Source organism: Niallia taxi (assembly GCF_032818155.1).
Classification (GTDB): domain Bacteria; phylum Bacillota; class Bacilli; order Bacillales; family Cytobacillaceae; genus Niallia; species Niallia taxi_A.
This window is the reverse complement of sequence record NZ_CP102589.1, coordinates 2931015-2948599: the sequence shown is the minus strand read 5'-3', so window position 1 is coordinate 2948599 and position 17585 is coordinate 2931015. Positions and strand designations below refer to the sequence as shown.

At 38.8% G+C, this 17585-nt stretch carries 21 protein-coding genes; all 21 read left to right on the top strand.

Going from position 1 to position 17585, the window contains the following annotated elements:
- Nucleotides 1-11: 11 nt before the first annotated feature.
- Nucleotides 12-1028 carry a flagellar motor switch protein FliG gene (gene fliG, locus NQZ71_RS14885; RefSeq protein ID WP_127734594.1) on the top strand — a complete coding sequence of 339 codons (1017 nt, stop codon included), beginning with the start codon at nucleotides 12-14 and terminating at the stop codon, nucleotides 1026-1028.
- Nucleotides 1021-1767, top strand: a complete 747-nt coding sequence (gene fliH / locus NQZ71_RS14880; protein ID WP_275004975.1) for a flagellar assembly protein FliH — start codon at nucleotides 1021-1023, stop codon at nucleotides 1765-1767. The genes fliG and fliH overlap by 8 nt, the downstream gene beginning before the upstream one ends.
- A 2-nt stretch (nucleotides 1768-1769) precedes the next feature.
- Entirely contained in the window at nucleotides 1770-3092 is a 1323-nt protein-coding gene (gene fliI, locus NQZ71_RS14875; protein WP_127734590.1) for a flagellar protein export ATPase FliI, read from the top strand.
- A complete protein-coding gene (gene fliJ, locus NQZ71_RS14870; RefSeq protein ID WP_317010919.1) occupies nucleotides 3089-3541 on the top strand; it encodes a flagellar export protein FliJ in 453 nt (150 codons plus the stop codon). Before fliI ends, fliJ begins: the two co-directional genes overlap by 4 nt.
- Nucleotides 3541-4173: a MotE family protein gene (locus NQZ71_RS14865; RefSeq protein ID WP_144452427.1), complete on the top strand. Its 633-nt coding sequence runs from the start codon at nucleotides 3541-3543 to the stop codon at nucleotides 4171-4173. Before fliJ ends, NQZ71_RS14865 begins: the two co-directional genes overlap by 1 nt.
- A gap of 26 nt (nucleotides 4174-4199) precedes the next feature.
- Complete coding sequence (locus NQZ71_RS14860) at nucleotides 4200-5564, top strand: flagellar hook-length control protein FliK (protein WP_317010918.1); 1365 nt, start codon at nucleotides 4200-4202, stop codon at nucleotides 5562-5564.
- Nucleotides 5565-5581: 17 nt separating this feature from the next.
- Nucleotides 5582-6220 carry a flagellar hook assembly protein FlgD gene (flgD, locus tag NQZ71_RS14855; protein ID WP_144452429.1) on the top strand — a complete coding sequence of 213 codons (639 nt, stop codon included), beginning with the start codon at nucleotides 5582-5584 and terminating at the stop codon, nucleotides 6218-6220.
- 11 nt (nucleotides 6221-6231) lie between these two features.
- The gene (locus NQZ71_RS14850) at nucleotides 6232-6618 is read left to right on the top strand and encodes a TIGR02530 family flagellar biosynthesis protein (RefSeq protein ID WP_144452430.1); all 387 of its coding nucleotides are present in this window, start codon (nucleotides 6232-6234) and stop codon (nucleotides 6616-6618) included.
- Between the two features lie 96 nt (nucleotides 6619-6714).
- Nucleotides 6715-7497: a flagellar basal body rod protein FlgG gene (flgG, locus tag NQZ71_RS14845; protein ID WP_127734578.1), complete on the top strand. Its 783-nt coding sequence runs from the start codon at nucleotides 6715-6717 to the stop codon at nucleotides 7495-7497.
- 53 nt (nucleotides 7498-7550) lie between these two features.
- Complete coding sequence (locus NQZ71_RS14840) at nucleotides 7551-7775, top strand: flagellar FlbD family protein (RefSeq protein ID WP_127734576.1); 225 nt, start codon at nucleotides 7551-7553, stop codon at nucleotides 7773-7775.
- On the top strand, nucleotides 7762-8190 hold the full coding sequence (fliL, locus tag NQZ71_RS14835; RefSeq protein ID WP_144452431.1) for a flagellar basal body-associated protein FliL: 429 nt from the start codon (nucleotides 7762-7764) through the stop codon (nucleotides 8188-8190). The genes NQZ71_RS14840 and fliL overlap by 14 nt, the downstream gene beginning before the upstream one ends.
- 38 nt (nucleotides 8191-8228) lie before the next feature.
- The gene (fliM, locus tag NQZ71_RS14830) at nucleotides 8229-9227 is read left to right on the top strand and encodes a flagellar motor switch protein FliM (protein WP_144452432.1); all 999 of its coding nucleotides are present in this window, start codon (nucleotides 8229-8231) and stop codon (nucleotides 9225-9227) included.
- The gene (gene fliY, locus NQZ71_RS14825; RefSeq protein ID WP_275004986.1) at nucleotides 9217-10398 is read left to right on the top strand and encodes a flagellar motor switch phosphatase FliY; all 1182 of its coding nucleotides are present in this window, start codon (nucleotides 9217-9219) and stop codon (nucleotides 10396-10398) included. The genes fliM and fliY overlap by 11 nt, the downstream gene beginning before the upstream one ends.
- A 31-nt stretch (nucleotides 10399-10429) precedes the next feature.
- Nucleotides 10430-10792, top strand: coding sequence for a chemotaxis protein CheY (locus NQZ71_RS14820; RefSeq protein ID WP_127734568.1), 363 nt, complete (start codon nucleotides 10430-10432; stop codon nucleotides 10790-10792).
- Between the two features lie 26 nt (nucleotides 10793-10818).
- A complete protein-coding gene (locus tag NQZ71_RS14815; protein ID WP_260054166.1) occupies nucleotides 10819-11523 on the top strand; it encodes a flagellar biosynthetic protein FliO in 705 nt (234 codons plus the stop codon).
- Complete coding sequence (fliP, locus tag NQZ71_RS14810) at nucleotides 11516-12181, top strand: flagellar type III secretion system pore protein FliP (RefSeq protein ID WP_127734564.1); 666 nt, start codon at nucleotides 11516-11518, stop codon at nucleotides 12179-12181. The genes NQZ71_RS14815 and fliP overlap by 8 nt, the downstream gene beginning before the upstream one ends.
- A gap of 15 nt (nucleotides 12182-12196) precedes the next feature.
- Nucleotides 12197-12466 carry a flagellar biosynthesis protein FliQ gene (fliQ, locus tag NQZ71_RS14805; RefSeq protein ID WP_144452435.1) on the top strand — a complete coding sequence of 90 codons (270 nt, stop codon included), beginning with the start codon at nucleotides 12197-12199 and terminating at the stop codon, nucleotides 12464-12466.
- A 4-nt stretch (nucleotides 12467-12470) separates the two neighbouring features.
- Complete coding sequence (gene fliR, locus NQZ71_RS14800) at nucleotides 12471-13244, top strand: flagellar biosynthetic protein FliR (protein ID WP_144452436.1); 774 nt, start codon at nucleotides 12471-12473, stop codon at nucleotides 13242-13244.
- Nucleotides 13245-13246: 2 nt separating this feature from the next.
- Nucleotides 13247-14329: a flagellar biosynthesis protein FlhB gene (flhB, locus tag NQZ71_RS14795; protein WP_144452437.1), complete on the top strand. Its 1083-nt coding sequence runs from the start codon at nucleotides 13247-13249 to the stop codon at nucleotides 14327-14329.
- Nucleotides 14330-14379: 50 nt separating this feature from the next.
- Complete coding sequence (flhA, locus tag NQZ71_RS14790) at nucleotides 14380-16416, top strand: flagellar biosynthesis protein FlhA (RefSeq protein WP_144452438.1); 2037 nt, start codon at nucleotides 14380-14382, stop codon at nucleotides 16414-16416.
- Nucleotides 16413-17585: a flagellar biosynthesis GTPase FlhF gene (gene flhF / locus NQZ71_RS14785; RefSeq protein WP_275004993.1), complete on the top strand. Its 1173-nt coding sequence runs from the start codon at nucleotides 16413-16415 to the stop codon at nucleotides 17583-17585. Before flhA ends, flhF begins: the two co-directional genes overlap by 4 nt.

Below are 17585 nucleotides of genomic sequence, written 5' to 3'. Positions count from 1 at the left end.
GGAGGATACCGATGGCACGAAAAGAAGCTACGGAGCTTACAGGAAAACAAAAAGCTGCTGTTCTACTTATATCATTAGGACCAGATGTAGCAGCTTCTGTTTATAAGCATTTAAGTGAAGAAGAGATAGAGAAACTTTCCTTAGAGATATCTGGTGTTAAAAAGGTGGAGAACTCTTCTAAAGAAGAAGTACTAGAAGAGTTCCATAACATAGCATTAGCACAGGATTATATCTCTCAAGGCGGTATCGGATATGCTAAAACAGTTTTGGAAAAAGCGTTAGGAACAGATCAAGCATCTGTCATCTTGAATCGATTAACTTCTTCCTTGCAAGTTAGACCGTTTGATTTTGCAAGAAAGGCCGACCCGAGCCAAATCCTTAACTTTATCCAAAATGAACATCCACAAACAATCTCATTAATACTTTCCTATTTAGATCCAACCCAGGCAGGCCAGATATTATCTGAGCTGCCACAGGAAATGCAGGCAGATATTGCGAAGCGAATTGCTGTTATGGACAGTACATCTCCTGAAATTATTAATGAAGTGGAACAAATTTTAGAAAGAAAACTATCTAGCACTGTAACACAGGATTATACACAAACCGGTGGTATTGAGGCAGTTGTTGAAGTGTTGAATGGTGTTGACCGCTCGACAGAAAGAACAATTCTTGATGCTCTTGAAATACAGGATCCTGAGTTGGCAGAAGAAATTAAGAAAAGAATGTTCGTATTCGAAGATATTGTTACATTGGATAACAGAGCAATTCAACGTATTATCCGTGACTGTGAAAATGAAGACCTTATGCTTTCATTGAAGGTTTCTGGTGACGAAGTGAAGGAAATTGTATTCAGTAACATGTCTGCAAGAATGGTTGAATCCTTCAAGGATGAAATGGAGTTCATGGGACCTGTCCGCCTGAAAGATGTTGAAGAAGCACAATCAAGAATTGTTGCTATTATCAGACGTTTAGAAGACTCTGGTGAGATTGTCGTTGCGCGCGGTGGAGGAGATGATATTATTGTCTAGGCTTATTAAATCAAGTTGGGCAAATGCAGAACAAGCAAATGAAAAGATTATCTCCATTAAGTATGTAAATAACTTTCAGGGAACAGATTTTCATGCTGATCCAGAATACACAAAAATCGTGGAACAGGCGACTGCAGACGCAGCTGCCATCCGAGAGAATGCAGAAAAAGAAGCAGCAGCTTTAAGAGAGCTGCTGCAACATGAGAAAAACAATTGGCAATCAGAAAAAAACCTTTTGATGGAAGAAGCCCATCGAGAAGGTTACCAATCTGGTGTTGATGAAGGAAGAATGGCTGGATTTACAGAGTATGCAGAACATATTGAAGAAGCGAAATCAATCATTCAAGCAAGCAAATTGGATTATGATAAATATTTGAATAGTGCTGAAACAGAAATCCTGGAACTTAGCATGAAGGTAGCTGAAAAGATTGTTCAGACAAGTATTTCAGAAAAAGAAGAATATTTTATGCAGCTCGTCAAAAAGGTTTTGAAGGAAACAAGAGACCAAAAGGAAATTCAATTGCATGTTAATCCGATTCATTATCAATACCTCCTTTCAGAAAAGGAAGAATTATTATCGTTATTTCCAATCAAACCAAATTTGTTTATTTTTCCTGATGAAGCAGCAGCAGAAAATGGCTGCATAATCGAGACAGCTAATGGACGCATTGAAGCAAGTGTTGATACACAGCTGCTCATGATTAAACAAAAATTACTAGACCTATTGGAGAGTGAATGAGGATGAGAGCGGCAGAACTTCTATCATCGATCGATTCCATCGATCCTTACAAACGTTATGGCAGGGTTAAAAAAGTAGTTGGTCTTATGATAGAGTCGCAAGGTCCTGAAAGCTCAATAGGTGATGTGTGTAACATATATATTGGTACAAAAAATAAACGAGTTATTAAAGCAGAGGTAGTTGGATTTAAAGAAGATGGCATCATTCTAATGCCATATACGACGGTGAACGATATATCACCAGGCTGCTTAGTAGAAGGTACATCTGAACCCCTAGAAGTTAAAGCTGGTGCTGCCATGATTGGAACAGTCGTTGATGCACTTGGAATGCCGCTTGATGGCACATCATTACCAAAAGGATTAAAGAGTGTTCCGATTGATCAAGACCCGCCGAACCCATTAAAAAGACCGCCGATTTCAGAATCGATGGAGGTTGGGGTGCGCCTGATTGACGGCCTTCTAACAGTCGGAACAGGACAGCGTTTGGGGATTTTTGCCGGAAGTGGTGTCGGAAAAAGTACTCTGCTTGGTATGATCGCAAGAAACACCAAAGCCGATCTCAATGTTATTGCCTTAATTGGAGAGCGTGGTAGAGAGGTAAGAGAGTTCATTGAACGAGATTTAGGTCCTGAAGGCTTAAAGCGGTCGATCGTTGTTGTAGCAACAAGTGATCAGCCTGCACTTATGAGGATAAAGGGAGCATACACAGCAACAGCAATTGCTGAATACTTCCGTGACAAAGGATTAAACGTCATGCTGATGATGGACTCTGTAACAAGGGTAGCGATGGCGCAAAGGGAAGTTGGACTAGCCATCGGTGAGCCGCCGACAACAAAAGGATACACACCTTCTGTTTTCGCAATCTTGCCAAAGCTGCTAGAAAGAACAGGAACAAATGAACATGGAAGCATCACGGCATTTTATACAGTTCTAGTAGACGGAGATGACATGAATGAGCCGATTGCCGATACTGTTCGGGGGATATTGGATGGTCACTTTGTCTTAGATAGGGATCTCGCTAATAAGGGACAATATCCAGCTGTCAATGTATTGAAAAGTGTGAGCCGTGTTATGAACCATATTGTACCTAAAGGGCATGTCCATGCAGCGGAGAAATTACGTGGTTTACTCAGCACTTATATTAATTCAGAAGATTTGATTAACATCGGAGCATATAAAAAAGGTTCATCGATAGAAATCGATACAGCGATCCGTTTATATCCTGAAATATTATCTTATATAAAGCAATCAACAGACGAGAAAATCTCCTTAGAAGAAAGTGTCAACGCATTAATATCATTATCTGGAGTTGGAGATAACCGATGAGCTACAAGTTTAAGTTTGAAAAAATCCTGACAATTAAAGAGAGAGAAAAGGATGAGGCTAGCGCTGATTACAATCTGGCTGTCAAGCGTTTCGAAGATGCAGCAGAGAAATTGTATGAGCTGCTGAAACGAAAGGAAGAATTGGAAGAATACCAATCTAACAAGCTAGTAGGCGGGCTTTCTGTTCAAGCAATTCGACATCATCAGCATTTTATCAGCAACCTGGCAAAAATGATTGAGCATAGCCAGCAGATAGTCGTAAATGCACGGAATTCCATGAACTATTATCAGCAAAAGCTTGTTGATAAAAACTTGGAAGTGAAAAAGTTCGTTAAAATTAAAGAAAAAGATATCTTGCATTTTATCAATACAGAAAAGGCACTAGAAGCAAAGCAGATGGATGATATCTCCATTCAGCAATATATGCAGCCAGGAAGGTTAGGTAGCTAATGGATAATATGGTCGATGACAAAAAGAAACCATTCAATTTCTTTCAGCGGTTTTTGCTGGTAATTGTTATTCCATTGATGTTTGCTGTTGTCGTTGCATTGATCCTGATGATTTACTCTGGTGCGGACGTGGTCTCAAAAGGAAAGGAACTGATGAACCATATTCCATTTCTTAGCTCAGAAAAGGCGTCTACTGACCAGGTTATTGCAGACAACAAACAAAATATCGCGGATTTAGAAAAACAGCTCAAGGAACAAACCGCGAATATAGAATCATTAGAGTCACAGCTAAAGGCAAGTGAAGCGGAAAGCAAATCATTGAAGGTTGATAAAATTAAACTTCAAAATCAGCTTGATGAACTCAAAAACACACAGGAAAAAACACAAAAGGCTTTTGATGACATTGTCAAAACATATGAAACAATGTCTGCAAAAAAATCTGCGGCAATTCTCTCTGCAATGTCTCAAGATGAAGCATTGAAAATATTGGCATCGCTAAAACCTGCAATACTTGCGACGATATTAGAAAAGATGGAGCCTTCTGTTGCAAGTAAATATACAGAACTGCTTGCTGCAAATTCTGCAAGCGGAAGCTCATCAGATACCAGCACAGATACAGCATCAAGTGAGTAATTCTTAACATTTAAGGAGGTGGGTAAATGCTGCTTAATAGTGTGGGAGTTAGTACAACAGGAACTACATCAAATCAGCTTTCTTTCAAAGCGGCAGATAAAACAAAGTTCTTATCGATGATCAATGGGATAATGAACGGCACATCACAGCAAGAAACTTCTGCAACAACGCAAAAAGAAGATTCTAGCTTGCAAGGCTTGGCAGACCTGTTGACAGGTGAAACGATAGATTCAGATAAGCTTGCCGAAAGCTTAACAGCAATTCAGCAGCTACTAGCTGCTAATGGAGAAGAAGGAAAGAACGATTCAGATTCTTTGGAAGCTGCCTTCAATCTCGTAGTAAACCAGCTGATGGAATTAATGAATGGGATGAATTTTACAAATGTCTCAGATGATATGTTTTCAAAAACGAATCTTCCAGAGGTTTTAAATCAGCTGAAAGCAATTGAACAGGTTGCAGGCCAAAATCCGGATTTTAAATTCAGTAAGCAGCTTACTGATGTTATGCAAAGCTTGTCCAAGCTATTTACAACAATCATGCAAGCAGTAGATGGTCAGTCTCCAAGCACCACTGCTTCTTTAGAAGCTGCAGCTATTTTACAAAAAGAGGCAGCTACTGACATGACGGGAGCAAAAGGTGCAAAAGCTTCTGTAATGGATGAGGATGGACAAACAGGCAGCTTGAAAACATTGATTGAGTCCATTGCTCAGAAGGTCGAAACACTTTCTAAGAAGCAAGATAATACGGATACACTGCCTAAAAGGCTGTTGAACCCCTTGCTTGTAGGAACATTGCAGAAGGCAGAAAGTAAAGCAGTCTCCGTGTCAGAGACAAAGACAGAAACGAAGGAAGCAGACACCACTAGTAAATCAGAATGGAAGATGCCGTCCTTTGTAGGCCAGCTTCAAACCAGCAGTACCTTTGGAAAACCAGAAGCATTAACATTGATGCAGTCAACAGGTAACTCCGTTTCTGGAAGTGAGTTGGAAGAGCAGCTTGAAAATATCCTGAAAAGCAGTTCGTTCACGAAAATAGGAAATACCCAAAAGATGATTTTAAGGCTTGCACCAGAAAATCTTGGTTCATTACGAATTGAGATACTGCAAACCGATGGAAATTTAGTCGCCAAGATTATGACGACAACCGCACAGGCGAAGGATGCTCTTGATGCACATTTAAACAGTTTAAAGCATGGCTTAAGCTCACAAAATATTAATGTTGATAAGATTGAAATTAATTTTGTGCCAACTTCACAGGAAAAAGGAACGAAAGACCAGCAACAGCAGGAAAACCATCAGCAACACAGGCCTGCTGAAAAAGAGGAAAACAGAAATGAGCAGGAGCAAGATGATAAAAGCTTCTTAGAAGAGCTTCTGCAAGCGGAACAGTAAGAAAGGGGAGTTAGACTTTGGCAAATACTATCGATGATTCTTCCTTATATTTATCGACACTACAAAACCAGACAGCAAAAACGGGCAATTCAAGTCTTGGCAAAGATGAATTCTTGAAAATCCTTATAACACAATTGCAAAACCAGGATCCGTCAAACCCGATGGAAGATAAAGATTTTATAGCTCAAATGGCGACATTTTCAAGCTTGGAGCAAATGACAAACATGAACACGACGATGAGTAATTTCATCTCTTTGCAAACACAATCAAACTTAATTTCTTACGGACAATTTGTCGGCAAGGAAGTTGCATGGACAAAAGCAGAAACAGGTGATAATGGTGAAACATCCATAACATCTGGAACAGGCAAAGTTGCATCAATTGCTTATAAAGGAACAGATGTTGAATTTACGCTTGAGGATGGCACTGTTGTTAACCCTGGTAACATTTCGAATGTATACAGTGAATCTGATGACAATAGTTTGGTTTCTGCCAGCCGTTTAATCGGCAAAACAGTTTCCTATCTGAATGCAGACAATGAAGAGATGAGCAGTGTCGTTAAGTCAGTCTCATTAAAAAATGGCCAAATTCAGCTAACATTAGATGATGACCAGCAAAGTCAGATAAATGCAGGGAAAATCACGAAAATCGAATAGGAAGTGATTAGATGGATAGACCCATATATCCTTCTTTAAAATCACAAGCCGTAATCAATAATGGCATAAGGAATATCAAATCTAACAGCAGTAACGCTTCATTTTCATCTCATTTACAAAGTTCAATCCAGACACTTGATAAACTATCAATCTCAAAACACGCATCGCAACGACTTGAGCAGCGAGGGATTGTGATTGATGAAGAGAAGTGGAAGCAGATAGAACAAAAAGTAAACCAAGCAAAAAAAATGGGAGTTAAGGAATCACTCGTCTTGCTCCAGGATGCGGCTCTAATTGTCAGTGCAAAAAACAATACAGTGATTACGGCAATGGATCGTAAAGAAGCAACAGAACAAATATTTACTAATATAAATGGCACAATAATTATGAATGAATAAAAAATATACAATCACTAGGGAGAAAAGGCTGGACCGTAAAGGAAGCCTGGCTGTGGAAAGATAGAAGCAGCTCAAAACGAAAGGGGAAAATTATAAATGTTACGTTCACTATATTCAGGAATCAGCGGTATGAAAAACTTCCAGACTAAGCTTGATGTTATCGGAAACAATATTTCCAACGTTAATACTTATGGTTTTAAAAAAGGAAGAACTACTTTCAGCGATCTTATTAGCCAGACATCTGCTGGTGCTACAGCTCCAACAGCAACTGCAGGAGGAATTAACGCAAAGCAAGTCGGTCTTGGATCACAGGTTGCTTCTGTAGATACTATTCATACACAAGGAAGCATGCAGACAACTGGAAGAACGCTTGACTTAGCAATTTCAGGAGACGGTTATTTCGTTGTCCAAGATGCTGCAGGCTCTAACTTCTACACTAGATCAGGAAACTTCTACTTTGATGCAAACAGAAATATCGTAACATCAAGTGGGATGAAACTAGCTGGAGCGGGCACAATTCCTGAAACAGCTCAATCCTTCAGTATTGGTGCAGATGGAAGCATTTCTTATGTGGATGAAAACGGCGAAACACAAGATGCTGGCCAAATTCAGCTTGCTAAGTTTTCTAACCCAGAAGGCCTACAAAAATCTGGCGGAAATACGTTCCAAGTATCTGGGAACTCTGGTCCTGCTACTTTAACTAATGCAAATGAAGGTGGAGCAGGAAGCATTAACAGTGGTTACTTGGAAATGTCCAATGTTGATTTATCAGAAGAATTTACAGATATGATTGTTGCACAAAGAGGGTTCCAATCTAACACAAAAATCATCACTACATCTGATGAAATCCTGCAAGAATTAGTTAACTTAAAACGATAATAAAAGGAGGATCAGGAGAGGCGTAAACTAGCAGAACTCTCCTGAGAAAAACAGTGATAAATGTTACTCGACTAAATGGAAAGACTTTCAGGCTTAATGCATTATTTATTGAGACAATTGAATCCTTCCCAGACACAACGATAACGTTGTCGAATGGGAGGAAATATGTTGTAAAAGAAAAAGAAGATGAAGTTGTGAAGTCAGTGAGAGCTTTTTATCAATCTGTTAACCTTTTTGGATTACCGAACTTGGGAGAGAGAGACGATGAAGAACAATAAAGTCCTTGTTATTATGTTAGTTTTAATACTAACAATTGCTCTTGTTGGAGCAGGAGCATTCATTTATATCTGGAAGTTTTCAGGTGATAAAGAAGAGAAGGAACCAACTATTGATGAAGTAGTGGAAGCTTCTATTGATATTCCTGAATTAACAACCAATTTAGCAACTGATAACTTCATTCGCATATCCTTTAAAGTGCAAACAGATAGTACAAAAGCCGCTGAAGAACTAGAAAAACGTGTTTTCCAAGTTCAAAATATTATCATTCAAGAGCTGTCTGAGAAAACACCAAAAGATATGCAAGGTAAAGAAGGTCAGGTTAAGTTAGAAAATGATTTGAAAGATAAAATTAATGAATTGATGCAAGAAGGAAAGGTAGTTCAAGTATATATAACCAATTCTCTTCTCCAATAAAAAACTGGATGAATGAAAGAGATTTGAGGTGAGAGTTTTTGTCAGGAGATATATTATCCCAAAATGAAATTGATGCATTATTATCCGCTTTATCATCAGGTGAAATGGATGCAGATGAATTAAAAAAAGAGCAGCAAGAGAAAAAGGTTAAATCCTATGACTTTAGAAGAGCCTTGCGCTTTTCTAAAGATCAAATCAGAAGCTTAACGCGTATACATGAAAACTTCGCAAGGCTTTTGACGACATACTTCTCCGCACAGTTGAGAACATTAGTACAAATATCTGTCACATCCGCTGACCAGATACCTTATGAAGAATTTATTCGGTCCATTCCAAAGATGACGATTTTGAATGTGTTTGAAGTCACACCTTTAGATGGAAGAATATTAATGGAAGTAAACCCGAATATCGCCTATGCCATGATGGATCGCATGATGGGCGGAAAAGGAACAAGCGTCAATAAAGTGGAAAACTTGACGGAGATTGAATCAAAGATCATGTCCAATACGTTTGAACAGGCCTTTGATTACTTAAGAGAAGCGCTCGAGGATATTGTAGAAATTGAACCGACACTGTCAGAGTTTGAAGTGAACCCGCAATTTTTACAAATGGTTTCACCGAACGAGACAGTGGTGGTTATATCCTTAAATACAACGATTGGTGACACAAGTGGAATGATTAACATTTGTATCCCTCATGTTGTATTAGAGCCAATTATTCCAAAGCTTTCTGGACATTATTGGATGCAAACAGAAAAGAAAGCACCAGTGCCTGAAGTGGCCGAAGCTTTGCAAAATAACATACAAAAATCAATTGTTTCTGTTGTTGCTGAATTAGGAACATCCGATATTTCTATACAAGATTTTTTGATGCTTGATATAGGGGATGTTATTGAAATGAATCAAACGATAGATCAACCCTTGACTATTAAAGTTGGAGATATACCTAAATTTATTGGACAGCCTGGTAAAGTAAATAAGAAGGTGGCAGTTCAAGTATTAGGGACTTTAGAGAGGGGGAAAGAAGATGGTGAGTAACGATATGCTTTCACAAGATGAAATTGATGCTCTATTAAAAGGAGATAGTCCACAACAGCAAGAAGAGCTGGCTGTAGAGGATTATTTAACATCAATAGAAGAAGATGCATTAGGTGAAATAGGAAATATTTCGTTTGGGAGTTCTGCGACAGCATTATCTACCTTATTAAATCAAAAGGTGGATATTACGACACCAAATGTTACGATTGTCCTGAAAAAAGACTTAGCAGAAGAGTTCCCACATCCATATGTGGCAATCAGTGTAAATTATACAGAAGGCTTCTCTGGTATGAATCTTTTAGTTATAAAACAATCAGATGCCGCTGTCATTGCTGATTTAATGCTTGGTGGAGACGGTTTAAGTCCACCAGAAATGCTTAATGAAATTCAGTTAAGCGCAGTACAAGAAGCAATGAATCAAATGATGGGCTCTGCTGCAACATCCATGTCGACTATCTTTAGCAAAAAGGTGGATATTTCCCCGCCTGCTATAGACATTTTAAACTTATCAGATGGAGAAGGAGCAGACACAATCCCTGATCATGATATTTTTGTCAAGATTTCCTTCCGATTGAAAATTGGAAACTTGATTGATTCGAATATTATGCAGCTTTTACAGCTTGATTTTGCAAAAAGCCTTGTGGATAGTTTGTTGAACCCTACTGCCGATTCTGTTGAACCACCTGCTCCAACACAGCAAATGCAGCGACCTGCACCACCTGCACCACCTGCACGCGAGCAACAAACATACGCAGCGCCAGTACCAGAGCCTGTATATGTAGAACAGCAACAGCAGCAAAGAGCACCAAGCCAGCCGCAGCATTTTGGTTCAAACTACAGCGTAGGACAGCCAAATGTACAGCCAGCTGTTTTCTCTAATTTCGAAACTTTTACACCAACAGAAAATGAATCAAGAAATTTGAACATGCTGTTGGATATTCCTTTAAAAGTTACAGTGGAGCTTGGCAGAACAAAGCGTTCTGTGAAGGAAATCCTTGAGCTAAGCTCAGGTTCCATTATTGAGCTAGATAAGCTCGCAGGGGAACCAGTTGATATACTTGTTAACAACAGGCTTATTGCCCAAGGTGAGGTAGTTGTTATCGATGAAAACTTTGGAGTCCGTGTTACGGATATTGTTAGTAAGTCAGATCGCTTGAACAATTTAAAATAAACTTATTTATATTTTATGGGGGTAGAGATTTATGGCACAGAAAATACTAATTGTAGACGATGCAGCATTTATGAGAATGATGATTAAAGATATCTTATCTAAAAACGGATATGATGTAGTTGGAGAGGCTGCTGACGGCGCACAGGCTGTTGAGAAATATAAAGAAACACAGCCAGACCTTGTAACAATGGATATTACAATGCCTGAAATGGATGGTATTACTGCATTAAAAGAAATCAAAAAGATTAATCCAAATGCTAAGATCATTATGTGTTCTGCAATGGGCCAGCAAGCAATGGTTATTGATGCAATTCAAGCAGGAGCAAAAGACTTCATTGTAAAACCATTCCAAGCTGATCGAGTACTTGAAGCAATCAGCAAAACATTAGGATAAGAAACAAACATTAGAGGGTGTCATCATTGAATACAAAACAGTTATTTATTAAATGCACACTACTCTTAATTGTTCTGCTAGGCTTTAATCATGAAGCCTATGCAGAACAACTTGATAATAGTGTCTTTGAAGCATATGAAAATAATGAAAAACAAACAGATGATAAAAACAATACTGCTGATGAGCAGTCAACAAATCAGAATGAAACAAACACAGAAACGAATGATTCAACATCGCAGACCGCAACTGGAGACGTAGGACTTACATTTTGGGATTTTCTCAAAATGATTTTTGCTACCCTTTTTGTTATTGCCCTGCTTTATGTTGTACTTCGTTTTATTAATAAACGAAACCATGTGTATAAAAGCTCGCAAATAATTGAAAATTTAGGCGGAACTGCATTAGGTGCAAATCGATCTATTCAAATTGTGAAAGTAGGCAAGCGCTTGCTCGTGGTTGGGGTTGGCGAAAATATTCAGCTTATTAAAGAGATTGAAGAGGAAGAGGAATATACAAGCATCATTAAGGACTACAACGAAAAGATGGAGCAGCTAATACAGCCAAGCGATATTGTGACAAAGGTTATGAAAGGCGTAAAAAATTATCCTAACCAGAAACACAAAAAGGAAGACTTCGCCAGTCATTTAAAGAAGCAATTGCAAGAAGTATCGAACGGCCGAAAAGAAATCATGAAAGAATTGAAAAAGAGAGGTTCAGAAAAAGATGAATGAGTTTATGCAGCTTTTTAATGACAGTGCACCAGAAAATGTTTCGACTTCTGTGCAGTTGTTATTGCTATTGACTGTCCTTTCTTTAGCTCCAAGCATCCTGATATTGATGACAAGCTTTACGAGAATCGTCATTGTTCTTTCCTTTGTCAGAACGGCGCTTGCGACACAACAAATGCCGCCAAACCAAGTTATTATCGGACTGTCCTTATTTATGACATTTTTTATTATGGCACCAACATTTCAAGAGGTAAATAAAACAGCATTGACCCCATTATTTAATGAGGAAATAAGTCTGGACCAAGCGTATGAAAATGCAGCAGTCCCCTTTAAGGAATATATGAGTAAACATACAAGGCAAAAGGATTTGGCTTTGTTTTTGAATTATTCAGGAGCGGAAACTCCTAAGTCTATTCAAGACATCCCATTAACAACATTGGTTCCGGCCTATGCAATCAGTGAACTGAAAACAGCCTTCCAAATCGGCTTTATGATATTTATCCCATTTTTGGTCATCGATATGGTCGTTGCAAGTATCCTAATGTCCATGGGGATGATGATGCTACCACCTGTTATGATCTCATTGCCATTTAAAATATTGTTGTTTGTAATGGTCGATGGGTGGTATTTGGTAGTTCAATCTTTATTAGAAAGCTTTTAAGAAGGGTGATGTTTCATGTCACAAGAAATGGTTATTTCAGTTGCGGAAAAAGGGGTACTTACTGTATTAGTTGTTAGTGGCCCATTGCTTATAATTGCCCTTGTTGTTGGGCTGTTAATTAGTATCTTTCAGGCTACAACCCAAATTCAGGAGCAGACGCTTGCATTCGTGCCGAAAATTGTTGCTGTTCTTTTAGGAATTATCTTTTTTGGAGCTTGGATGCTAAGCCATGTTTTATCCTACACAAGTGATATCTTTTCAAACCTGACAAGGTTTATAGGGTGATACTATGGAGGATTTTTTACCAAAGTTTCCGGCCTTTTTACTGATTTTTGTTAGGGTTACATCCTTTTTTATAATGCTCCCTCTCTTTTCTTATCGGACGATACCGACAAGTCATAAAGTAGGTTTTGCATTTTTTCTTTCTTTAATGATGTTTTTTGGGATGGAAACCCCTGAATTAGAGGTGGACGGGGCATATTATCTTTTAATTATAAAAGAAGCAATGGTCGGGCTATTTATCGGTTTTTTAGCATATATGCTATTTGCCGCCGTTCAGATTGCCGGGGGCTTTATTGACTTTCAGATGGGATTTGCCATCGCCAATGTCATCGACCCGCAAACTGGTGCTCAAAGTCCGCTGACAGGGCAGTATTTAAACATTATTGCTCTCTTTTTTTTATTGACGATAAATGGGCATCACTTGCTGTTAGATGGAGTTTTTTACAGCTATCAATTCATCCCGCTTGAACAGTCATGGGTTGATTTTGGAGACGTAAACATTATGAAATATGCAGCAAAAACGCTTGCGTTAATGTTTGCGGTTGCCTTCCAGATGTCCATACCTGTCGTCGGCAGCATCTTTTTAGTAGACGTTGCATTAGGGATTGTAGCTAGGACTGTACCGCAATTAAATATTTTCGTTGTAGGGATGCCAGTGAAGTTAATAGTCGGGCTCATTATGCTTGTTGTTGTTATGGGTACTCTGATGGGATCTGTTTCAAATCTGTTTTCAACAATATTGACGACAATGAGAGATATGATGAAATTGATGGGAGGTTAAGCATGCTGTTAAGACTGGATTTACAGTTTTTTTCAGGGGAAAAAACAGAAAAGGCAACACCAAAAAAGAAACAAGATACTCGGAAAAAGGGGCAGGTCGCCAAAAGCCAGGATATCAATACGGCTTTGGTGTTAATTGCAGTTTTTGCGGTTCTTAACTTTGCAGGTGGTTCTATATTAAAAGGGATTGTTTCCCTTATGAATTTTTCCTTAAATGATCTCATGCTAATGGAGCTGACAGAACATAATATTAAGAGTATCTTCATTGAGATATTGAAGCAAACGGCCATCATTTTGAGTCCTATATTGGCAGCCGCAATGGTAGCAGGCGTTATTGCCAACTATATACAGGTCGGAGTGCTTTTTACGACAGAACCAATAAAATTTAAATTGGAAAAAATAAACCCCTTATCTGGATTGAAAAGGATGTTCTCGATAAGATCAATTGTAGAGCTGCTTAAATCCATCTTAAAGATAACTGTTATTGGTATTGTTACATTTGCAATCCTTTGGAACAAGCTCGAGCAAATCTTACTTCTGTCTCAGAAGTCGATTGGAGCTGCCTTGATTACAATCGCGAAATTAACCGTTCAAATGGGCCTGGTTGGCTCAGGAGCCTTGTTATTTTTAGCCCTTTTTGATTATTTATATCAGAAATATGATTATGAAAAAAACATTCGTATGTCTAAACAAGATATAAAGGATGAATATAAGAATGTCGAAGGAGATCCATTAATTAAATCAAAGATTAAGCAACGGCAGAGGGAAATGGCGATGCGCCGGATGATGCAGGATGTGCCAACCGCGGATGTAGTCATCACGAACCCGACCCACTATGCTATTTGCCTAAAATATGATGAAGATAAGTATGATGCTCCATATGTTGTCGCAAAAGGCGTTGATTTTCTGGCACAGAAAATCAAGCTGATTGCCAAGGAGCATGAAGTGATAACAGTGGAAAACAGGCCCCTTGCACGGGCGCTTTACAGTCAGGTGGATGTTGGGGATATAGTTCCCGAAGAGTTTTTTAAAACAGTTGCAGAAATACTTGCCTATGTTTACCGTACAAAAAAACAGCATTCATAACATTCACCTGTTTAAAATAGATGTTTGGTTGTTAGTTAGGAGCGAAAAATATGTCTGGTAGAGATTTAACAGTCGTATTCAGCGTAATACTAATCATAGCGATGCTTATTATTCCATTCCCTACATGGTTGCTAAGTATCTTGATCCTGCTGAATATTTCTTTAGCATTATTAATATTATTATTGACAATGAACATGAGTGAAGCGCTGGAATTTTCCATCTTTCCATCTTTGCTGCTTTTAATGACATTGTTCCGTCTTGGTCTGAACGTTTCCACAACAAGATCGATCCTGTCCACTGGTGAAGCTGGCGGGGTTGTTCATACATTTGGAACATTTGTGGTTGGCGGAAATTTAGTTGTTGGATTAGTTGTATTTGCCATTTTGGTTATTATACAGTTTATTGTTATTACAAAAGGGTCTGAGCGTGTGTCAGAAGTTGCGGCTCGTTTTACGCTTGATGCGATGCCAGGGAAACAAATGGCCATTGATGCAGACTTGAACGCTGGACTCATCTCAGAAGCAGATGCGAGAACCCGCAGGGAAAAAGTCAGCAGAGAAGCAGACTTTTATGGATCAATGGATGGTGCCAGTAAATTTGTTAAAGGGGATGCCATTGCTGGGATTATTATCGTATTTATTAACTTGATATTTGGTATTGTTATCGGAATGACTCAGCTCGACATGCCGATAGCAGATGCAGCTCAAAACTTTTCTCTTATGTCTATTGGGGATGGAATCGTCAGCCAAATACCTGCATTATTAATATCGACTGCTACAGGGATTGTTGTAACAAGAGCAGCTTCAGACGGCAACCTTGGTTCTGATTTAACGAAGCAGCTTCTATCTTACCCGAAAATGCTATATGTAGCAGGTGGAACGATTTTTGTGCTTGGCTTGATTACACCAATAAATGACCTTTTGACAATTCCGATTGCTGGTTTACTTGCATTTGGAGGCTATGCTCTTTCAAAAGCACCAAAACAAGATTTGGAAGAAATGTTGGAAATCGAAGAAGATATCCAAACAAACGAACTCAAAAGTCCAGAAAGTGTTGTCAGCTTACTGAATGTGGACCCGATAGAATTCGAATTTGGTTATGGCTTGATTCCGTTGGCAGATGCTAACCAAGGAGGAGATCTTCTGGACAGGGTTGTCATGATCAGAAGACAGTTGGCTATTGAGCTTGGTCTTGTCATTCCAGTAGTCCGCATCAGGGATAATATTCAGCTGCAGCCAAATGAATATCGTTTAAAAATAAAGGGAAATGAAATGGCAAGAGGCGAACTTTTGCTGGATCATTATTTAGCAATGAGCCCAGGAATTGATGATGATTCTATTAAAGGTATCGACACCGTTGAACCATCCTTTGGTCTTCCAGCAAAATGGATAACGGAAACGGTTAAGGAACAGGCAGAAATGTTTGGTTACACTGTAGTCGATCCTCCGTCTGTTGTTTCCACACATATTACGGAGGTCATAAAATCAAATGCTCATGAGCTTTTAGGACGTCAAGAAACAAAACAGCTTGTTGACCATGTGAAGGAAACCTATCCAATTCTTGTTGAGGAAGTTACACCTAATCCTTTATCAATTGGAGATATTCAGAAGGTTTTGGCTAAACTATTAAAAGAGAATGTGTCTGTTCGCAACTTACCTGTTATCTTCGAGACATTGGCAGATTACGGAAAAATGTCAAGTGATACAGATTTGCTTGCTGAATATGTAAGACAAGCATTAGCTCGTCAAATCACGAATCAGTATACAAGCACGACAGATATATTGAAGGTAATCACATTATCAGGAAAAGTTGAAAAGTTAATTGCAGACAATATCCAGCAGACAGAGCACGGCAATTATTTAGCATTAGATCCAAGTGTGTCCCAAGCAATCCTTGAGGCTGTTGCAGGGCAAGTTGAACAGCAGTCCATAATGGAACAAATGCCAATTATTCTTTGTTCTCCAGCTGTCCGCATGTATGTCCGTCAGTTGACAGAGAGATACTTCCCACAGGTACCGATACTGTCTTATAACGAGTTAGAATCTAATGTGGAAGTTCAAAGTGTTGGGGTGGTGACAATAGAATGAAAATAAAAAAATATATTGCCGCTAGCATGCCAGAGGCAATGAAGCAAGTTAGGGCAGAATTAGGTAATAATGCGGTGATTTTACAATCAAAAATCGTTTATACCGGCGGCTTCTTAGGAATGTTCAAAAAAAGAAATATTGAAGTGCTTGCAGCAATAGATCCTGATTTGAACACTTCAAGACCACCACAAGAAAAGCCGATGCCCGCGCCAATACCAGCACCAAAGCTATTGCCGAAAGTAGAGCGTAATCTTGATCTTGAAGTAATGAAGGAGCTCCATAAGTCTCCTGTTCCTGCAAACGAAGAAATCATGAAGCAGCTTGCGCGCATGAATCAACATATCCAAAAAATGTCTGAAAGCGGTAAGTTACAAATGGAGCTGCCAATCCAGCTGCAAACAGTAATAGATAGTTTAGTGCGTCAGGACCTTGAAGTAGATATTCAGTCAAGACTTACAGCAAAGCTTTTAGAAAGATGGTATTTAGCAGGGGCAAACAGCCCAGTGGAAGAGGTCTACGTCTGGGCTGAAGACTTCCTTTATGAAGAAATGAAGCAATATAATTTTGGGGAGCTTACGCTTAAAAAGAAATTCATCAACGTAATTGGGCCAACTGGTGTCGGAAAAACAACGACATTAGCTAAAATGGCAGCAGAGTTTATGATGAAGCATAAGAAAAAGATAGGATTTATTACTACAGATACATACCGTATCGCCGCCATTGATCAGTTGAAAACATACGCCACAATTTTAAATGTTCCAATCGAGGTTTGTTATAACTTGGAGGATTTCGATAAAGCAACAAAAAGCCTGGCAGATTGCGATATTATTCTTGTGGATACTGCTGGAAGAAACTTCCGCAACCAACAATATGTTCAAGATTTGAAAGAAGTGGTCGATTATAATAGTGATATGGAAACATTGCTTGTTTTATCACTGACTGCTAAACAAACAGACATGGAAGAAATTTATCAGCAATTTTCTTCGATTCATATTGATCAGTTTATATTTACAAAATTAGATGAAACTTCAACATATGGAGCAATGATCAATCTTGTGGTCAAATATCAAAAGGGTGTGGCTTATGTGACTACAGGACAAAATGTTCCTGACGATATAATGCCAGCAGATCCCCGACAAATAGCAAAAAGGATGATAGAGGTCGATTAA

Coding starts and splice junctions, on each gene's coding strand:
- flhB (WP_144452437.1), top strand. CDS start 13,247: ATGCTGTTAAGACTGGATTTACAGTTTTTTTCAGGGGAAAAAACAGAA.
- fliY (WP_275004986.1), top strand. CDS start 9,217: ATGGTGAGTAACGATATGCTTTCACAAGATGAAATTGATGCTCTATTA.
- NQZ71_RS14820 (WP_127734568.1), top strand. CDS start 10,430: ATGGCACAGAAAATACTAATTGTAGACGATGCAGCATTTATGAGAATG.
- flhA (WP_144452438.1), top strand. CDS start 14,380: ATGTCTGGTAGAGATTTAACAGTCGTATTCAGCGTAATACTAATCATA.
- fliQ (WP_144452435.1), top strand. CDS start 12,197: ATGTCACAAGAAATGGTTATTTCAGTTGCGGAAAAAGGGGTACTTACT.
- NQZ71_RS14860 (WP_317010918.1), top strand. CDS start 4,200: ATGCTGCTTAATAGTGTGGGAGTTAGTACAACAGGAACTACATCAAAT.
- fliI (WP_127734590.1), top strand. CDS start 1,770: ATGAGAGCGGCAGAACTTCTATCATCGATCGATTCCATCGATCCTTAC.
- fliJ (WP_317010919.1), top strand. CDS start 3,089: ATGAGCTACAAGTTTAAGTTTGAAAAAATCCTGACAATTAAAGAGAGA.
- fliR (WP_144452436.1), top strand. CDS start 12,471: ATGGAGGATTTTTTACCAAAGTTTCCGGCCTTTTTACTGATTTTTGTT.
- NQZ71_RS14850 (WP_144452430.1), top strand. CDS start 6,232: ATGGATAGACCCATATATCCTTCTTTAAAATCACAAGCCGTAATCAAT.
- flgG (WP_127734578.1), top strand. CDS start 6,715: ATGTTACGTTCACTATATTCAGGAATCAGCGGTATGAAAAACTTCCAG.
- fliP (WP_127734564.1), top strand. CDS start 11,516: ATGAATGAGTTTATGCAGCTTTTTAATGACAGTGCACCAGAAAATGTT.
- NQZ71_RS14865 (WP_144452427.1), top strand. CDS start 3,541: ATGGATAATATGGTCGATGACAAAAAGAAACCATTCAATTTCTTTCAG.
- flhF (WP_275004993.1), top strand. CDS start 16,413: ATGAAAATAAAAAAATATATTGCCGCTAGCATGCCAGAGGCAATGAAG.
- fliL (WP_144452431.1), top strand. CDS start 7,762: ATGAAGAACAATAAAGTCCTTGTTATTATGTTAGTTTTAATACTAACA.
- fliG (WP_127734594.1), top strand. CDS start 12: ATGGCACGAAAAGAAGCTACGGAGCTTACAGGAAAACAAAAAGCTGCT.